15 protein-coding genes are annotated in these 16461 nt (G+C 71.2%); 8 read left to right on the top strand and 7 right to left on the bottom strand.

The features are described 5' to 3' along the window. The first annotated feature begins 154 nt into the window (after window positions 1-154). Genes rpe through ACNKFW_RS10390 form a run of 3 tightly spaced genes read left to right on the top strand, consistent with a single transcriptional unit; the run spans window position 155 to window position 2503 of the window. A complete protein-coding gene (gene rpe, locus ACNKFW_RS10400; protein ID WP_024843977.1) occupies window positions 155-847 on the top strand; it encodes a ribulose-phosphate 3-epimerase in 693 nt (230 codons plus the stop codon). Next, window positions 844-2043, top strand: coding sequence for a 3-deoxy-D-manno-octulosonic acid transferase (locus ACNKFW_RS10395; protein ID WP_418024303.1), 1200 nt, complete (start codon window positions 844-846; stop codon window positions 2041-2043). Before rpe ends, ACNKFW_RS10395 begins: the two co-directional genes overlap by 4 nt. A gap of 40 nt (window positions 2044-2083) precedes the next feature. Beyond that, window positions 2084-2503: a DUF1178 family protein gene (locus tag ACNKFW_RS10390; protein WP_024843975.1), complete on the top strand. Its 420-nt coding sequence runs from the start codon at window positions 2084-2086 to the stop codon at window positions 2501-2503. Window positions 2504-2548: 45 nt separating this feature from the next. Here the strand turns inward: ACNKFW_RS10390 and ACNKFW_RS10385 are convergent, their stop codons facing one another. The 4 genes from ACNKFW_RS10385 to ACNKFW_RS10370 are packed head-to-tail and all read right to left on the bottom strand — an operon-like array spanning window position 2549 to window position 6918. Beyond that, on the bottom strand, window positions 2549-3325 hold the full coding sequence (locus ACNKFW_RS10385) for an ABC transporter ATP-binding protein (RefSeq protein WP_024843974.1): 777 nt from the start codon (window positions 3323-3325) through the stop codon (window positions 2549-2551). Beyond that, window positions 3325-4359 carry a FecCD family ABC transporter permease gene (locus ACNKFW_RS10380; RefSeq protein WP_418024300.1) on the bottom strand — a complete coding sequence of 345 codons (1035 nt, stop codon included), beginning with the start codon at window positions 4357-4359 and terminating at the stop codon, window positions 3325-3327. The genes ACNKFW_RS10385 and ACNKFW_RS10380 overlap by 1 nt, the downstream gene beginning before the upstream one ends. After that, window positions 4356-5453 (bottom strand): ABC transporter substrate-binding protein, encoded by a 1098-nt coding sequence (locus tag ACNKFW_RS10375; RefSeq protein WP_418024298.1) that lies wholly within the window; start codon window positions 5451-5453, stop codon window positions 4356-4358. The genes ACNKFW_RS10380 and ACNKFW_RS10375 overlap by 4 nt, the downstream gene beginning before the upstream one ends. A 58-nt stretch (window positions 5454-5511) precedes the next feature. Continuing rightward, window positions 5512-6918 (bottom strand): ATP-binding protein, encoded by a 1407-nt coding sequence (locus ACNKFW_RS10370; RefSeq protein ID WP_418024296.1) that lies wholly within the window; start codon window positions 6916-6918, stop codon window positions 5512-5514. A 151-nt stretch (window positions 6919-7069) separates the two neighbouring features. On the opposite strand from ACNKFW_RS10370, the gene ACNKFW_RS10365 reads away from it, so the two are divergent. Continuing rightward, window positions 7070-7903: an alpha/beta hydrolase gene (locus ACNKFW_RS10365; RefSeq protein ID WP_374327683.1), complete on the top strand. Its 834-nt coding sequence runs from the start codon at window positions 7070-7072 to the stop codon at window positions 7901-7903. 54 nt (window positions 7904-7957) lie between these two features. After that, complete coding sequence (locus tag ACNKFW_RS10360) at window positions 7958-8341, top strand: hypothetical protein (RefSeq protein WP_123130200.1); 384 nt, start codon at window positions 7958-7960, stop codon at window positions 8339-8341. Here the strand turns inward: ACNKFW_RS10360 and ACNKFW_RS10355 are convergent. Next, on the bottom strand, window positions 8227-12084 hold the full coding sequence (locus ACNKFW_RS10355; protein WP_418024294.1) for an amino acid adenylation domain-containing protein: 3858 nt from the start codon (window positions 12082-12084) through the stop codon (window positions 8227-8229). The two genes, ACNKFW_RS10360 and ACNKFW_RS10355, sit on opposite strands and share 115 nt — an antisense overlap. A 152-nt stretch (window positions 12085-12236) precedes the next feature. On the opposite strand from ACNKFW_RS10355, the gene ACNKFW_RS10350 reads away from it, so the two are divergent. Beyond that, window positions 12237-12806, top strand: a complete 570-nt coding sequence (locus tag ACNKFW_RS10350; protein WP_418024292.1) for a cytochrome b — start codon at window positions 12237-12239, stop codon at window positions 12804-12806. An 80-nt stretch (window positions 12807-12886) separates the two neighbouring features. Further along, entirely contained in the window at window positions 12887-13219 is a 333-nt protein-coding gene (locus ACNKFW_RS10345) for a DUF2794 domain-containing protein (protein ID WP_028709762.1), read from the top strand. 11 nt (window positions 13220-13230) lie between these two features. Here ACNKFW_RS10345 and ACNKFW_RS10340 read toward each other — a convergent pair whose 3' ends face one another. After that, window positions 13231-14070 (bottom strand): AraC family transcriptional regulator, encoded by an 840-nt coding sequence (locus ACNKFW_RS10340; protein ID WP_024843966.1) that lies wholly within the window; start codon window positions 14068-14070, stop codon window positions 13231-13233. Window positions 14071-14137: 67 nt separating this feature from the next. On the opposite strand from ACNKFW_RS10340, the gene ACNKFW_RS10335 reads away from it, so the two are divergent. Then, window positions 14138-15505 (top strand): SLC13 family permease, encoded by a 1368-nt coding sequence (locus tag ACNKFW_RS10335; RefSeq protein WP_418024290.1) that lies wholly within the window; start codon window positions 14138-14140, stop codon window positions 15503-15505. 12 nt (window positions 15506-15517) lie between these two features. Here the strand turns inward: ACNKFW_RS10335 and ACNKFW_RS10330 are convergent, their stop codons facing one another. Then, window positions 15518-16456: a DMT family transporter gene (locus ACNKFW_RS10330; RefSeq protein ID WP_024843964.1), complete on the bottom strand. Its 939-nt coding sequence runs from the start codon at window positions 16454-16456 to the stop codon at window positions 15518-15520. Window positions 16457-16461: the final 5 nt, after the last annotated feature.

Genomic DNA, 16461 nt, shown 5'->3' with positions numbered 1-16461 from the left:
CTGCGGCGGAAAGCCCAAGGGGGGAAGCCGGGGGCTTCGCGCCCCCGGACCCCCGCGGGGTATTTGGGAAACGGAGAAATGCGACCTTCAGGCCTGTTGACGGCTGCCCGGCCGGGACGATAACCGGGACCAGGGGCATTGCAGGGAGCCAGACATGACGTTCGACCGCCGCATCAAGATCGCGCCTTCCATCCTTTCCGCGGATTTCGCCAATTTCGGCCAGGAATGCCGCGCGGTCGAGGACCAGGGCGCCGACTGGGTCCATGTCGATGTGATGGACGGGCATTTCGTGCCGAACCTGACCTTCGGTCCCGCGATGTGCAAGGCGATCCGGCCGCATATCCGCGGCGTGATGGACGTGCACCTGATGATCGCCCCGGTGGATCCCTATATCGAGGCCTTCGCCGAGGCGGGCAGCGACATCATTACCGCCCATGTCGAGGCCGGGGCGCATGTCCACCGCACGCTTCAGGCCATTCGCGGCACCGGCGCCAGGGCCGGGCTGGCGCTGAACCCCGGCACCCCGGCGGAAGCCGCGCGGCCGCTGCTGGACGATGTCGACCTGATCTGCGTGATGACGGTGAACCCCGGCTTCGGCGGGCAGAAGTTCATCCACAGCCAGGTCGAGAAGGTGCGCGAATTGCGCGCCATGATCGGCGACCGGCCGGTGCATATCGAGATCGACGGCGGGGTCGATCCCACCACCGCGCCGCTGGTCGCGGCGGCGGGGGCGGATGTTCTGGTCGCCGGCTCGGCCGTGTTCCGCGGCGGCTCGGTGTCGAACAGTGCCCCTTACGGCGAGAACATCCGCGCCATCCGCGAGGCTGCCGAGGCCGCGCTGCGTTGATCTGGCGCGGCGCCACGGCGCTGGCCGGCGGGGCGCTGGGCCTGGCCGCGCCGCTGGCCGGGGCGGATTGGCGCGAACGGCTGGCGCTGTCCGGCCCCGCGGTCGCGCCGGGCGGGATCTGGCTGCATGCGGCCAGCGTGGGCGAGCTGAACTCGGCCCGCGTGCTGGCCGAGGCGCTGGCGCCGGACTTTCCCCTGGTGGTGACGACCAACAGCCTGACCGGGCGCGACCTGGCCCGGCGGCTGGGCCATCCTTGCGCGCTGGCGCCGCTGGACGTGCCGCAGGCGGTGGGCCGCTTTCTGGACCGGGTCCGGCCCGCCGTGCTGGTCACGGTCGAGAACGAGCTTTGGCCCAACCGCTCGGCCATGGCGGCGGCGCGGGGCGTGGCGCAGGTGGTGGTGGGCGCGCGCATCTCGGCACGCTCGGCGGCGCGCTGGCGCCGGCTGCCGGGGCTGATCGGGCCGATGCTGGCCCGCATCGACGCGCTGTCGGCGCAGGATCCAGGCAGCGAGGCGCGGCTGCTGGCGCTGGGGCTGCGGGCGGGCGCGCTGACGCCGCGGCTGAACCTGAAGCTGCTGGCCCCCGCCCGGGTCGAGCCGGGCGAGGACGGGCCGGAGCGCGCGCGCACCGTGCTGGCGGCCTCGACCCATGAGGGCGAGGATGCGCTGATGCTGGATGCCTGGGCGGCGGCGCGCGAGGCGGTGCCGGGCCTGCGGCTGATCCTGGCGCCGCGCCATCCCGAGCGCGGCGATGCCGTGGCGGCGCTGATCGCCGCGCGGGGGCTGGAATATGCGCGTCGCAGCCGGGGCGGCGGGCCTGGCGCGCCGGTGCTGCTGGCCGATACGCTGGGCGAGATGGCGCAATGGTATCACGCCGCCGGCATCTGCATCACCGGCGGTTCCTTTGCCGATCACGGCGGCCATACGCCATGGGAGCCCGCCGCCTGGCGCTGCGCCGTCCTGCACGGGCCGCATGTCGCCAACCATGCCGGCGACTATGCCGATCTGGCCGCGGCCGGCGCGGCGCGGGGCTGCGATGCGGCGGGCCTGCCGCAGGCGCTGGCCGCCCTGGCGCGGGATGCCGGGGGGCAGCGCCGCATGGGCGCGGCGGCGCGGGCGCTGCTTCTGGCGCGGGCTGGCAATCCCGCCACGTTGATCGGACGGATCGCGGCCCTGGCCCGGCGCGGGCTTGCATAAGCCCCTGCGCGGCCCGATATTTAAAGGGAAAGGAGCCGAGATGATCCGCTATGCCCTGCGTTGTGAAAAAGGCCATGATTTCGATGGCTGGTTCCGGTCCTCGGACGGGTTCGAAAGCCTGCGCGCGGCGGGGCAGGTCACGTGCACGCATTGCGGCTCGGCCCAGGTGGACAAAGCGCTGATGGCGCCGCGCGTGGCGCAGAGCCGCGACGAGGCCCCCGATCTGCACAGCCCCCGCAACGACCATGAGGCGGCGCTGGAAAGGCTGCGCCGCCATGTCGAGGAAAACTCGGATTACGTCGGCATGTCCTTTGCCGCCGAGGCGCGCGCCATGCACGAGGGCCTGGCGCCCGAGCGCGCGATCCATGGCGAGGCGAGGCTGGAAGAGGCCCGCAAGCTGCTGGAGGACGGCATTCCCGTCGCGCCCTTGCCCTTTCGCTCGCGGCAACGGGCGAATTGAAGGCCGCGGCGGTTTCTGCGGCAAGCGCCTTGCACCGGGAGATGGTCAGCCCGGCGCGTGTTCGCCGTCGATCAGCACCATGATGCGCCCGCGCGAGCAACGCTCGACCCGCGCCTCGACGCCATAGACCTGGGCCAGAAGCTGCGGGGTCAGCACCTGTTCCGGTCTGCCTTCGGCATGGGTGTGGCCGCCGTGGATCAGCACGATGCGGTCGGCCCATTGCGCCGCCAGCGCCAGGTCGTGCAGCACGGCGACGACGATGCGCCCCTCGCCCGCCAGGCGCCGCAGTTCGGAAAGCAGCCGCACCTGCCGCGCCAGATCCAGCGCGCTGGTCGGCTCGTCCAGCAGCAACAGGCGCGGGTCGCGCACGATGGCCTGCGCCAGGCTGACCATTTGCCGCTGTCCGCCCGACAAGGCCGACAGCGGTTCCAGCGCCAGCGAACCGATCCCCAGCTTGTCCAGCACCGCCATGGCGGCGGCATCGGCCTGGCGCGCGCCCAGGGTCTCGCCCGCGCGCAGCGCCGCGATCACGCTTTCCAGCGCCACCAGGGACGAGCCTGACGGCAGGCTTTGCGGCATGAAGCCGATCAGCCGGGCGCGGTCGCGCATCGGCACATGGGCCAGGTCGTGCCCATCCAGCAGCACCTGCCCGCCATGCGGCTGCAACTGGGCGATGGCGCGCAGCAGCGTGGATTTCCCGGCGGCGTTCGGCCCGGCCAGCACCGTGACCTCGCCCGGCCGCAGCAAGGGCAGGTCCAGGCCCGTCAGCACGCTGCGCGCGCCGTAGCGCACCGAGATGCCCTGTGCCAGCAGCCCCTGCATCAGCGCCGCCTGCCGCGCAGGATCAGCGCGAAAAAGATCGGCAGCCCGATCAGCGAGGTGACGAGGCCGACCGGCAGCAGCACCCCCGGCACCAATGTTTTGGAAAGTGTCGAGGCCAGCGACATGACCAGCGCCCCGGTCAGGATGCTGGCGGGCAGGAAGACGCGGTGGTTCTCTCCGACCAGCATGCGGGCGATATGCGGCCCGGCCAGGCCGACAAAGCCGATCACGCCGACCATGGACACGGCCGCGGCGGCCAGCAGGCTGACCCGCAAAAGCGTCCAGCGCCTGAGCCCGGCCACGTCGACGCCGAAGCTTTTCGCCTGATCCTCGCCCAGCCGCAGCGCGGTCAGCTTCCAGGCCGCGCGGAACGAAAACGGCACCGCCACCGCCAACACCGCGCCGATCATCACTACGCCGGGCCATTGCGCCGAGGCCAGGCTGCCCATGGTCCAGAACACCAGCTGTTGCAGCGCATCGGCCGAGGCGACGAATTGCAGCAAGGACAGCAGCGCGGCGGCGGTGAAGTTCAGCGCCACGCCGAACAGGATCAGCACCTCGGGGCCGCCGCCGCGGATGCGGCCCAGAAGTTGCAAGAGCCCCAGCGCACCCAGCGCGAACAGGAAGGCGTTGCCCGAGACGCTCCAGACCGCCGGCAGGCCGGGCAGGGTCAGGCCCAGCACGATCGCCACCGCGGCGCCAAGCGCGGCCGAGGACGACACGCCCAGCGTGAAGGGCTCGGCCAAGGGGTTCTCCAGCACCGTCTGCATCTCGGCCCCGGCCAGCGCCAGCGCCGCGCCGACCAGCAGCGCCATGCAGGCCACGGGCAGGCGCACGTCCCAGACGATGACCTGGGTGCCGCGGGCCACCTCGCCGCCGGCCAGCGCCCGCAGCGTCTCGGCCAGCGGCAGGCCGGCGGGGCCGGTTACAAGGTCCAGCAGCAGCGCCGCCAGCGCAGCAAGGCCCAGCGCCGCCACCAGGAGGGCGTTGCGCCGGCCTTGCCGGTGATAGCGTTGCAGCGTCGCGTCGCTCATTGTTCCGGCGTCACCCACCAAGTCCCCGGCACGATGACGGGCGAGAAGCGGGCGTTGATCTCGGCCAGCGTGGCGGCGGGATCGACGTCCTGGAACAGCTCGGGATGAAAGGTCTTGGCCAGGTATTCGATCAGCGCGATATGCACGGGCGAATCGTTGAACAGGTGCCAGACGCCGGCCGTGCGCCCCTGCTCCACCGCGCGCAGCGAGGCAAAGCCCGATGCCGCGATCAGCCGCTGAAAGCTGGCCTGCGCGGTTTCGGCATCCACGCCCGAGCCCAGAACCAGCCCGCCCCGCGCCGCCATATGCGTACCGCCGGTGGCGATATAGACATCCGGGTCGGCGCCGATCAGGTATTCCAGGCTGACATTGCCCAGCACGCCCTTGACGGTGTCATGGCCGATATTCTGCCCGCCGGCCGTGGTGATGAAGTCGTGAAACACCCCGCTGCCGACGGTCGAGCAGCAGTTCTGCGGCGCCGCATGGACGTGAAAGAACACGCGCGGCCGGGCGATGCCGGGCTCGGCCAGCCGGTCGCGGATGCGGGCCAGCCGGCTGTCGTAGAAGCTGGCGAATTCCTCGGCTCGATCCTCGGCGCCGGTCAGCTTGCCCAAGATGCGCAGGCTGGGGATCGAATTCTCCTGCGGGTGCGAGAAGAAATCGACATAGGCGACCGGAATGCCCGCCGCCTCGATCTGCTGGCGGGCGACCTCCATGCCGGGATCGTTCTGGTCGATCAGCGTCAGCACCACCAGGTCGGGATGCAGCGCGATGATCGCCTCGGCCGAGATGTCGCGATTGCCCGAGCCGACCGGGCGGATCTGGTCGATGTCGGGGAATTTCTCGCGGTAAGCCTGCATGGTCGGCTCGTCCAGCGCCTTGTCCAGCCGCCAGCCGGAAACCAGCGCCACCGGATCGTCGTGCATCAGGCCCAGCACCGACAGGTGCCGCCCCTCGCCCAGCACGATATGGCGGGCGGGCTCGGGCAGATGCACCTCGCGCCCCAGGATGTCGGTGGCCACCACATCCGCTGCGGCAGCGCCAAGCGAGGCGATCAGGGTAAAGGCGGCAAGCAGCGGGCGGGTCAGGGTCATGGCGGGTCCGTTGGCTCATGCGCCGGGGCGCGAACGCCCCGGCAGGGTCGAGGCCCTCTTACTCCGTGGCGGGGGTGATGCGCCAGATGCGGTCGCCCGCCTCGTCGTCCTCGCCCCGCGACTTGTTGACCGCCCAGACATTGCCCTTGCCGTCGGCGCGCAGCTGGTTCGGATAGCTGCCGGCGTCGAGATTGGCGACGATCTCGCCCTCGGGGCTGACCACGGCGATGGTGCCGGCGCCGCGATTGGCGACATAGGCCAGGCGGCCGACCGGCTCGAAGGCCACGTTCAGCGGACCGGCGCCCACGGCCACGTCATGCAGGACTTCGCCGGTCTCGGCCTTGACGATCAGCAGGTTGTCGGTGGCCTGCGAGGCGACGAAGATCAGCCCTTCCTGCGGGTCGTAGGCCACGCCCGAGGCGGCCTTGGTGCCGGGCAGCGGGATCACCTTGACCTCGCCCGAGGCCAGGTCGACCACCGCCGCCTCCGGCGTGGACAGGCTGACGGTCACCAGCTTGCCGCCCGCCTCGTCGATGTCCAGCGCCATGGTCGAGAACTCCTCGCCGCGGATCTGCGACTGGACGGTGATCGGCTCCAGCGGTTCCAGCGTCTTGGTGTCGAAGACCTTGATCTCGGGCGTGCCGGTGGCGCTGGCATAGGCGCGGCCGTTGGCCTCGTCCACCACCACGTCGCGGGCATGGGGCACGGCGCCCGGCTCGAACTGCTTGACCAGAGACAGGTCGGACTGCTTGTAGACCGCCGCCGTGTCCTGGCGGGTATTGGTCACCCAGACATGGCCGTTCGCCTCGTCGACATCGATGCCATAGACCGCGAAGACGCCGCCGTCGCTGCCATCGGGACGGGCGGGCGCGGCGCCGGGGGTCGCCTCGGCCTCGATCTTCAGCGTCTCGGCATTGATCTTGACCAGCTTCGATTCCTTGACTGGCGGCCGGCCGACCGCGCTGGTCACGAATGCGGCATTCGCAGCCTCGCTGAACTTCACCTGGTAAAGACCGCGCACCACCGGCTCGCTGGCGACGGCGAATTTCTCGGTCCCCGCGACCGCCACCTCGGGCGAGACCTTCAGCTCGACCACCTCGGCCGAGGCCGGGTTCTCGGTGACGACCACGATGGGCTGCAAGCCGGTCTCGGCCTCGGCGTCGACATCCAGCGCAAAGCTGAACCCGCCCTCGGCATCGACGGTGATCGGCTCGGCGTTCAGCGTGGTGGTGCCGCGCATCAGCGTGACGGTCTGGCCGGGGATCAGGTTCTGGCCCTCGATCACCGCCTTGCCGCCCTTGTGGACCGGGGCGCGATCGACGCCGCCGGCGCTGACCCGGCCGGCGAACTCGACCAGCGGCTTGGTAAAGACGGTTTCGGCCAGGACGGGGCCCGCGATCACCGAAAGCGCAAGCGCCGAGGCCCCCAGCAGGGCGCGAAGTGCGGGGCGCGATGGATATGCCATGAGAAACTCCTTGAAAACAGACCAGGACTCGCTTTGGCTGACCCCGATCAGGGCTGGCTTCGGTCAGCGGGCAACCTATATTCCTGACCGTCCTTGTCAACTAACGCCGGCAAGGATGCAGGGCTTTGTGAACAGGGGGAATTGTCGCATCATGTCGCAGCTTGGACAGGTCGGGCCGGATCACGCCAGGAAACAGGCCGAACTGCGCATCTTTCAGACCGGGGCGCCGACCCATGCGCTGTCGCAGAAGGTGGTGGCGGTCGGGTCCGGCTACCGGCTGTTCCTGGCGGTGCCCAGGGCGCCGGCGCCGGCCAGGGGCTGGCCGGTGCTTTACATGCTGGACGGCAATGCCGCCTTCGACTTCCTGACGCCCGAGCATCTGGCGCTGGCCCCCGGCCTGATGATTGTCGGCATCGGCTATGACACCGACCGCCAATTCGCCCGCGAATTGCGGACGCTGGACTTCACCGCGCCGGACGGGCCGGGCGACGGGTTGCGCCCCGACCATGTCCACGAAGGCCGCATGGCCGGCGGCGCGGCGATCTTTCACGACCGGCTGACCGGCCCGCTGCGGCAGGCGGCCGAGGCCGGGCTGCCCGTCGATCCGGCCCGCCGCACGCTCTGGGGGCACAGTTTCGGCGGGCTGTTCACGCTTTACGCGCTGCTGGCGCGGCCGCAGGGCTTTGCCCGCCATGCCGCGATCAGCCCCTCGATCTGGTGGGACGAGGCGCTGATCCGCCGCGTGGCGCAAGAGGCCGCACCCGCCTCGCTGCCGCTGCTGGTGGCCTTGGGCGACCGCGAGAAGCGCTCGGGCAGCGACGGCCCGCCACCGGACGGACCGGCGCCCGCCACGATGCAATTCGTCGCCGATCTGGCCCGCCATCCGGGCCATCGCGCGCAGCTGCATGTGCTGCCGGGGCTGATCCATATCCAGACCCTGGCGGGCTCGTTCCCGCTGGTCCTGCCCTTTGCAACGGCGGATTAACCGGATCTCAATCTTCTTGTGCTGCTGTGGCCGCAGGCAAGAACGGAGACGGGGATGGTGTTCGCCAGATATGCGCTTGTCCTGCTGGGCCTGGTGCTGTGCGGGCTGGGCGTCGCGCAGGTGCAGCCGGGGGTGCCGGGCCTCGTCCCGCCTTCGCCCCCGGCCATGGCCGTGCCGGGACCGGATGCGGATGACGTCCTGTTGGGCCTGGGCGGGCTGATCGGCGGGCTAGTCTGCGGCCTCGTCGCATTGGCCTTGGCCCGCCCGCAGCCGCCGCCGGCCCGCGCGCCGGTCGGGGGCAGGGCCGGGACGGCGCCGGCCGGTCAGCCCTCGGCCAGCCTTTTGACCAGCTCCGGCGCGATCAGGGCCGTGGCCTCGGCCGAGGTCATCTCGGCATGCAGGAAGGGCAAGTCGATGACCTCCAGCCCCTCGGCATAGAGCGCCCACATTTCGGGCGTCAGCGTGCGGTCCTTGTGGTCGCGGGCGGCGCGGAAATGCGTGATCGTGCCGGCAAGGCGGCGATGGTGATGGCCGCGGATCAGCCGGTTGGTGCCGGTCACCGTGCGCACCACCCCGTCCAGCACCTGCGCCGGCAGCGCCCCCAGCGCGCTGTCGCCGCGGCGCAGGAAGGCCACCACCGCCTCGCGCGTGTCCAGCTCGCGATGCGCCTCGGGGTCGTAGCCGGCAATGGCCAGCAGCGCGCGCAGGGCGGCGACCGGATCCGGCTCGGGCTCGTCGCGCCAGGCGTCGCAGGGATAGCTGTCCAGCATGGCGACCAGGCCGGGCTCGCGGCCGGCTTCCGCCAGGATCGCGGCGATTTCCTGCGCCAGGATGCCGCCGACCGACCAGCCGGCCAGATGCACCTGGCCCCGCGGCGCCAGCGCGGCGATGCGCTGCGCATAGTCCTGCGCCAGCGCGGCCAGGCTTTCCGGCATCGGCACCGCCGGGTCCAGGCCGGGATGTTGCAGCCCCCAGACCCGCCGGCTGGGCGCGATGCGCCGTGCCAGGCCGCGATAACCCCAGGCAAGCCCGCCGGCCGGGTGAATCAGGAACAGCGGCGCGGCCTGGGCATCGCCCTCGGCCAGCAGGATCAAGGGGCCCAGCCCGTCGTCGCGGGGTGCCTGCGCGTCCAGCGCCGCGGCCAGCGCGGCAAGCACCGGCTGCTCGAAGATGGTGCCCAGGCCGGGATCGCGGCCCGTCTCGGCCTCCAGCGCCTGCGCCAGCCGTACGGCGGACAGCGAATCTCCCCCCAGCGCGAAGAAATCCGCCTCGGCCGGGGCGGGGGCGTCCAGGTGCAGGATCTCGGCGTAAAGCCGCGCCAGCAGGCGCTCGGTCGCGCTTTCGGCCGCCCGGCCCGAGGCGGCGAATGCCGGCGCCGGCAGCGCCTTGCGGTCCAGCTTGCCGTTCGACGTGACCGGCAGCGACTCCAGCGCCACTTCGGCCGCGGGCAGCATATAGGCGGGCAGGCCAGCCGCCAGCCGCTCGGCCAGCAGCCCCGGTCGCCAGTCCGCCGCCGGCACCAGATAGGCGACGAGGCGCTTTTCTCCGGCATGGTCCTCGCGCGCGATGACCACGCATTCGCGGGCAAGGCCGGTGGCCATGATCGCCGCCTCGATCTCGCCCAACTCGACCCGCAGCCCGCGGATCTTCACCTGATGGTCCGAGCGGCCAAGATAGACCACCGCCCCGTCCGGCCGCAGCCGCGCCAGGTCGCCGGTCGCGTAAAGCCGGCCCTGGGGCGCGTCGATGAAGCGTTCCGCCGTCAGGTCCGCCCGGCCCAGATAACCGCGCGCCAGTTGCACGCCGCCCAGATACAGGTGCCCGGCCAGGCCCGGCGGCACCGGGCGCATGCGCTCGTCCAGCACCTCCAGCGCCGTGTTCCAGACCGGCCAGCCGATGGGGATGGGGTTGGCGCGATCCTCGGGCCCGGCGGGCCAATAGCTCACGTCCACCGCCGCCTCGGTCGGGCCATAGAGGTTGTGCAGCTCGGCCCGGATGCGGGCGTGGAAGCGGTCGCGCTGATCCGCCGTCAGCTCCTCGCCCGAGCAGAACACCCGGCGCATCGCCAGCCCCTGCGAGGCGGGCGAGGCCAGGAAGGCCGAGAGCATCGACGGCACGAAATGACAGGTGGTGATGGCGCGGTCCCGGATCAGCCGGGCGATGGCGGCGGGATCGCGATGCGCGCCGGGCGGCGCCATGACCAGTTCGGCCCCGGCCATCATCGGCAGGAAGAACTCCCAGACCGAGACATCGAAGCTCGCCGGGGTCTTTTGCAGGATGCGGTCGTCCGAAGCGATGCCGTAATGTGTCTGCATCCACAAAAGCCGGTTGACGATGGCGCGATGCTCGACGGCCACGCCCTTGGGCTCGCCGGTCGAGCCCGAGGTGAAGATGACATAGGCCAGGTCGCCCGGATGCGGCCCCCCCGTGGGGCGACCCTCGGCCGGCCAGTCGGCGGGCAGCAGCAGCTCGGTGCCGGCCGGGAACAGCCCGGCAAGGTCGGCCGTGGCCAGCACCGCCACCGGCCGGGCCTGCGCTAGGATGCGGGCGATGCGCTCGGGCGGATGGGCGGGGTCCAGGGGCAGATAGGCCGCGCCGGCGCGCAGGATCGCCAGCAGCGCGAGGGGCAGTTCCAGTGATCGCTCCAGCGCCACCGCGACGATGCGGTCGGGACCGGCACCAAGCTCTTGCAGCCGCGCGGCCAGGGCGGCGCTGCGGCGGTCGAGATCGGCGAAACTCAGGCTGTCCGCGCCGAAGCTGACTGCCGGCGCCGCGGGCGTGGCGGCAAGCTGCGCCGCGATCAGCGCGGTGAGCGTGGTGTCGGGCAGGGGATGGCGGGTCGCCTCGGCCCGCGCCTTTGCCGCGGCGATCTCGGCCGGGCTTGCGGTCGGCACCTCGGCCAGGGTTTCGGCGGCCAGCGCGGCCTCCATAAACGCGACCAGCCGGTCGCCATGGCCGCGCACCTCCTCGGGCGTATAGAGAGCGGGATTCGCGTCCACCTCGAAGATCATGCCCGCGGCCGGATCGCCGCGGAAGGTCAGCGTCAGGTCGTCGACCGCGCCGGCGCCGAGGATATGCAGCCGGCAGTCGAGCCCCGGAAATTCCGGCGGCTTGTCAAAGGGCTGCACGTTCACCAGCGGCCCATAAAGCCGCCTGGTGCCGCCGACCAGCCCCAATTCGCGGCGCAAAAGCTCGCTGCGGTAAAGGCCGCGGCGGCGGCCCTGCGCCATGCGCTTGGACTGCGCGGCCAGCCATTCGGGCAGGAGCGCGTCCTCCTCCAGCCGCAGCCGATGCGGCAGCACGTTCATCGCCATGCAGGGCACCTGCACGATCTTGCGGCCCATTCGCGCCATGAAGGGCAGGCCGATCACCGCCTCGCCCCCGGTCCAGCGCGCCAGATAGGCGCCGGTCAGCGCATTCAGCACATCGGGCCAGCCCAGCCGGTGCCGGGCGGCATAGCCCGCCAGCCGATCCAGCAGGGCCTGGGGCAGCATGCGGGTGTCGCGCAGGAAATCGGGCCCGCTGACCGCGCGGCCCGGCGCCAGTCCTGCGACCTCGGGCAAGCCGGCCAGTTCGGCATGCCACCAGTCGCGGTCGGCCTGCCGGCGGGGCGAGGCGCGCCAGGCCGCGTCCTCCTCGGCCGCCAGCGACAGCGGGCCAAAGGGCTCGGGCACGGGCGCCCCGGCCACCAGCGCGGCGTAATGCGCGGCGATGCGGTTCGTCACCAGCACCATGCCATAGCCGTCGATGGCCAGGTGGTGGATGCGTTCGTATAGCAGGTGCCGTTCGGGGCCCAGGGCGAACAGGGTCAGCGCCCCTGCCGGCTCGCGGCCAAGGTCCAGCGGGCGCCGGCTGTCGGCACGCATCTGTGCCAGGGCCTGCGCCTCGGCATCGGGCTGGGCCGAGAGATCGGCAAAGCCCAGCATCGGCGGCAGGTCGACCCATTGCCGCGGCCCCTGGGGCCCGGCTGCGAAGCGCAGCGCCAGGGCCGGGGTCTCGGCGATGGTGCGCTGCACGGCCTGGGCCAGCGCGTCGGGGTCCAGCGGGCCGGTCAGTTCCAGATATTGCCCGGTGTTCAGGATCGGGTTCTGCGGGTCAAGCGCCTGGACATACCACAGCCCCTCCTGCGCCTCGGTCAGGGGACAGCCGGTCTCGGCCGGGATGTCGTGACGCGTATCCATGTCAGGTCCGCCGCGGCCGGGAAGGGAGAAATCGTAAGGAAAGGATCGCGCTGACAACCATGTTACCCCAGGCACCGGATTGCGGGCCTTGCCCGTCTGCGGCCATGGCCATAATGTCGCTAAGGAATTTAGTCAACTTTGTGCGCGGAACCATGCCCTCCAGATCCCTGCCCTGGCGCGATACCGAACGGGTTTACGGGCAGGTGACGCGCCTGCTGCATTGGAGCATCGCCGCGCTGATGCTGTGGCAGTTCCTGGGCATGGGGCTGCGGGCGGTGCTGGGGCGCACGCCGCTGGTGTCCTTTTTCGTCGGCTCGCATCAGCCGGTGGGGACGGTGCTGTTCCTGTTGATCGTCCTGCGGGTGGGCTGGGCGCTGGCGAACCGCGGCCGTCGGCCGGATCACGAGCCCGGCTTCCAGGGGCTGGCGGCGCGGCTGGGCCATCTGGCGCTGTACCTGGTCATGGTCGTGATGCCGGTCGCGGCCCTGCTGCGCGCCTATGGCGGCGAGCGTGCCTTTGCCCCCTTCGGATTCGAGATCTTCCCGGCCCAGCAGCCGCCGATCGTCTGGATGGTCAGCGCGGGCGAGGCGCTGCATGGCGAACTGGCCTGGCTGCTTCTGGCGCTGATCGCGGGCCATGTCGTCATGGTCGGCGTGCACGAGGGCATGTGGCGCGACGGCACGCTGGCGCGCATGGCCGGGCGCCGGCGGGCGGGTCTTTAGGCCAGAATCGCGCGGGGCCCGGCGCGGGGCCGCCCTTTTTCGTTGCCTGCGCGCCGGGGCGGTGTCACCATTCCTTCATGATGAATGCGCCCTTCGGTTTCCCGTCCGAACATGATCGCGTGGCCTTCGACCGGGCCGAACTGGGTGTCATCCTGTCCCTCTATGGCCGCATGGTCGCGGCGGGCGAGTGGCGCGACTATGCCATGTCCTTCCTGCGCGACATGGCGGTCTTCTCGATCTTTCGCCGCGCGGCCGAACATCCGCTTTATCGCATCGAAAAGCGTCCCAGGCTGCGCAATGCGCAGGGCCAATACGCGGTGATCGGCATGGACGGGCGCATTCTCAAGCGCGGCCACGACCTGCCCACCGTGTTGCGCGTGCTGGAAAGAAAACTGATCCGCCCGGTGGACTAGGCGGCGGCCCGTCAGGGCTGCCGGCTCTCCGGCGGACGGCTGGCGCGGTTGCGCAGATAGCTTTGCGGCGGCGCGCCGAAATGGCTGCGAAAGGCCGCGACGAAGGCGCTGGCGCTGCGATAGCCCAGCGAATGCGCGATGGTGGTGCTGCTTTCGCCCCGCTCAAGGCGCGCGATGGCGGCCAGCAGCCGCACCCGGCTGCGCCAGTCGCGAAAGGACAGGCCCGTCTCGGCCCGGAATAGCCGCTCGAGCGTGCGGGGGCTGGCCCCGGCCTCGGCCGCCAGCAGCGGCAGCGGCCGCGGGTCCGAGGGATGGCGGCCCAGATGCGCCGTCAGCCGCCGCAGCCGCGGATCCTGCCCGCCGGGCAGGTCGAGGGGCGCGGGCTGCGCCGCCGCGATCTCGTCCAGCGCCACCGCGCCTAGCCGGGCCAGGCGGCCGGCGTCCCGTTCGGCCGCCATGCGCAGGACCACCTCGCGCAGCAGGGCCGAGATCGGCAGCACCTCGCATCCCCGCCCCGCGGGCCGCACCGGGCAGGAGGGATCGACGTAAAGATTGCGCGTCCGCGCCCCGGTGCCGGGACGCGAGACCACCCGCATCTCGTGCCGCGTGCCGCCGGGGATCCAGATGCCGAAGCCGGGCGGCACCAGCCAGACCCCGTCCTCGGCGCCCAGCCGCAACAGCCCCTCGGCCGCCCACAGAAGCTGGCCGCGCGGATGGGCATGGGGGGCGACATGCGCGCCCGCCGCCAGGTCGCGCCCATGCGCCAGCACCGGCCGCGCCGGATCGAGGACAAAGGCGGTGCCGCTGGGATCGAAGCGCAGGCTTGGCGGATCATCGACATCTTTTGTCATGATGGCGAACTTACGCAGGGGGCCGGCTTCTGTCTAGCTTGCGCCGTTCCCCTGTGCAGGCGCCGCCATGAAGCTTTCCGTCCGTCCCCTCGTCTTTCTTGCCGGCCTGGTCCTGGCCGTCCTGCTGGCCGTCGGGCCGGTGCCGCAGCCGCTGGGCCGCAATGCCGCGGTTGTGCTGGTCACGCTGGCCTTGTGGAGCACCGGGCTGGTCCCGCCCTTCCTGACCTCGCTGATCTTCTTCGCCGCGGTGCTGATCCCCGGCCTTGCGCCGCCCGAGCTGGTCTTTGCCGGCTTCGGCTCGGTCGCGGTCTGGCTGATCGTGTCGGGCTTCGTCATCGGGGCGGCGATCACCGGCTCGGGGCTGGGCGGGCGGATCGCCGGGGTGCTGGCGCCGCTGGCGGGCGGCAGCTACCTGCGGCTGGTCCTGGTGATGACGCTGGCGGCGATGGCGCTGGGTTTCGTCATGCCCTCGTCGGTCGGCCGGGCGGTGGTGCTGGTGCCGGTCGGCATGGCGCTGGCCGAGCGGCTGGGGCTGCACAAGGGCTCGAACGGGCGCATCGGCCTGGCGGTGGCGCTGACCCTGGCCTGCAACATGCCGAGCTTTGCCATCCTGCCCTCGAACATCCCCAACATGATTCTGGCCGGTGCGGCCGAGGGTCAGCACGGCGTCACCTTCGGCTACATGTCCTATCTGCTGCTGCATTACCCGGTGCTGGGGATCCTGAAATCGGCGCTGACCGTGGCGCTGGTCGTCGCGCTGTTCCCCGACCGGATCGAGCCCGGCTGCACCGAAACCGCCGCCCGGACTCCGCTATCGCCGCAGGAGCGGCGGGTGGCGCTGATCCTTGCCGCCACGCTGGCCCTGTGGATGACCGACCGCCTGCACGGCATCGGCCCGGCCTGGATCGGGATCGCCACGGCGGTTCTGCTGCTGATGCCGGGGCTGGGCGCGGTGCCGCCCAAGCAGTTCAACGCCTCGGTGGATTTCGGCATGGTACTGTTCGTCGCCGGCGCGCTGGCGCTGGGGGCGGTGGTCAATGCCTCGGGGCTGGGCAGCGTGCTGGGCGGGGTCTTGCAGGACTGGCTGCCGCTGCGGCAGGGCGCGCGCTTCGCCAATTTCCTGTCGCTGACCTCGATGTCGGGGCTGATGGGGCTGGTCACGACCAATCCCGGCGTGCCCACCGTGCTGACGCCCATGGCGCCGGACCTGGCCGCCGCCACGGGCCTGTCGCTCAAGGCGGTGCTGATGACCCAGGTGGTCGGCTTTGCCACGGTGATCTTTCCCTATCAGGTCGGACCCTTCGTGCTGGCCATGCAGCTTTCGGGCGAAAAGCTGGGCCATGTGCTGCGCATCACCGTGCCGCTGGCGCTGCTGACCTTCCTGGTGCTGATGCCGCTCGATTGGTTGTGGTGGCGCCTCCTGGGCTGGCTGTGATCGGGGCATCGTTCAGCCGGCCCGGCTGCGCCGCCCCGCGGCCCGCCAGGGCCGCCCGTCGATCGCCGCCAGCCCCAGGCCGATCAGCGCCATGCCGGCGCCATGGCGCGGTTGAAGGGTTTCGCCCAGGAACAGGAGGCCCAGAAGGATGGCGCTGACCGGGATCAGGAATGTCACCAGCACGAGATTGGTTGCGCCCGCCGTGGCCAGGATGCGGAAATACAGCACATAGGCCAGCGCAGTCGAAATCGCCGCCAGGCCGATCAGCGCAAAGATGGCCGCCGGGCTTGGCGCCGCCAGCGTCCATGGCCGGTCGACGACCGCGACAAGCGGCAGCAGGATTAGGCTCGATGCGATCACCTGTCCGGTCGCCGTGCTCATCGGGCTGACCCCCATCGCGCGGAAGCGGCGCCCGTAGATGCCCGCGAAACCATAGGACAGCGCCCCGGCCAGGCAGGCAAGCTGCGCCACGACATGCGCGCCCAGGTCGCGCAGCGCATCCGCGCCGATCATCACGGCCACGCCGGCAAAGCCGATCAGCACCCCGGCCAGCTTGCCGCCGGTCATGCGCTCGTCGCTGGTCAGGACATGGGCGAGGATCACGGTGAAAAGCGGCGTCGCGGCATTCAGGATCGAAGCCGCGCCCGAGGCGATATGCTGCTGTCCCCAGACGATCAGCGAAAACGGGACGGCATTGTTCAGCATGCCCATGCCCAGGAAGGCCGCCCAGACCGCGCGGCCGCGCGGCATCCGCTCGCCCCGCAGCCGCAGGACGGCCAAAAGGATCAGCGCGGCCAGCGCCACGCGCGACACGACCACGGTGAACACCGGCAGTTCCCGCACCGCCACGGCGTTGAAAAAGAACGACCCGCCCCAGACCGCCGACAGGGCCAGCAGCATCGCCCATTCCAGCGGCGTCATGGGGCGGTTGGTGGCGGTCGGTACCGGCATGATCT

It is taken from the genome of Paracoccus sp. TD-10 (assembly GCF_048270675.1).
GTDB classification, from domain to species: Bacteria; Pseudomonadota; Alphaproteobacteria; order Rhodobacterales; family Rhodobacteraceae; genus Paracoccus; species Paracoccus pantotrophus.
This window is presented reverse-complemented; position numbering and strand designations above follow the sequence as displayed.

What these genes read in the sequence shown, in the direction of transcription:
- rpe (WP_024843977.1), top strand. Translation starts at nt 155, where the DNA reads ATGACGTTCGACCGCCGCATCAAGATCGCGCCTTCCATCCTTTCCGCG.
- ACNKFW_RS10390 (WP_024843975.1), top strand. Translation starts at nt 2,084, where the DNA reads ATGATCCGCTATGCCCTGCGTTGTGAAAAAGGCCATGATTTCGATGGC.
- ACNKFW_RS10385 (WP_024843974.1), bottom strand. Translation starts at nt 3,325, where the DNA reads ATGCAGGGGCTGCTGGCACAGGGCATCTCGGTGCGCTACGGCGCGCGC.
- ACNKFW_RS10380 (WP_418024300.1), bottom strand. Translation starts at nt 4,359, where the DNA reads ATGAGCGACGCGACGCTGCAACGCTATCACCGGCAAGGCCGGCGCAAC.
- ACNKFW_RS10375 (WP_418024298.1), bottom strand. Translation starts at nt 5,453, where the DNA reads ATGACCCTGACCCGCCCGCTGCTTGCCGCCTTTACCCTGATCGCCTCG.
- ACNKFW_RS10370 (WP_418024296.1), bottom strand. Translation starts at nt 6,918, where the DNA reads ATGGCATATCCATCGCGCCCCGCACTTCGCGCCCTGCTGGGGGCCTCG.
- ACNKFW_RS10365 (WP_374327683.1), top strand. Translation starts at nt 7,070, where the DNA reads ATGTCGCAGCTTGGACAGGTCGGGCCGGATCACGCCAGGAAACAGGCC.
- ACNKFW_RS10360 (WP_123130200.1), top strand. Translation starts at nt 7,958, where the DNA reads ATGGTGTTCGCCAGATATGCGCTTGTCCTGCTGGGCCTGGTGCTGTGC.
- ACNKFW_RS10355 (WP_418024294.1), bottom strand. Translation starts at nt 12,084, where the DNA reads ATGGATACGCGTCACGACATCCCGGCCGAGACCGGCTGTCCCCTGACC.
- ACNKFW_RS10350 (WP_418024292.1), top strand. Translation starts at nt 12,237, where the DNA reads ATGCCCTCCAGATCCCTGCCCTGGCGCGATACCGAACGGGTTTACGGG.
- ACNKFW_RS10345 (WP_028709762.1), top strand. Translation starts at nt 12,887, where the DNA reads ATGAATGCGCCCTTCGGTTTCCCGTCCGAACATGATCGCGTGGCCTTC.
- ACNKFW_RS10340 (WP_024843966.1), bottom strand. Translation starts at nt 14,070, where the DNA reads ATGACAAAAGATGTCGATGATCCGCCAAGCCTGCGCTTCGATCCCAGC.
- ACNKFW_RS10335 (WP_418024290.1), top strand. Translation starts at nt 14,138, where the DNA reads ATGAAGCTTTCCGTCCGTCCCCTCGTCTTTCTTGCCGGCCTGGTCCTG.
- ACNKFW_RS10330 (WP_024843964.1), bottom strand. Translation starts at nt 16,456, where the DNA reads ATGCCGGTACCGACCGCCACCAACCGCCCCATGACGCCGCTGGAATGG.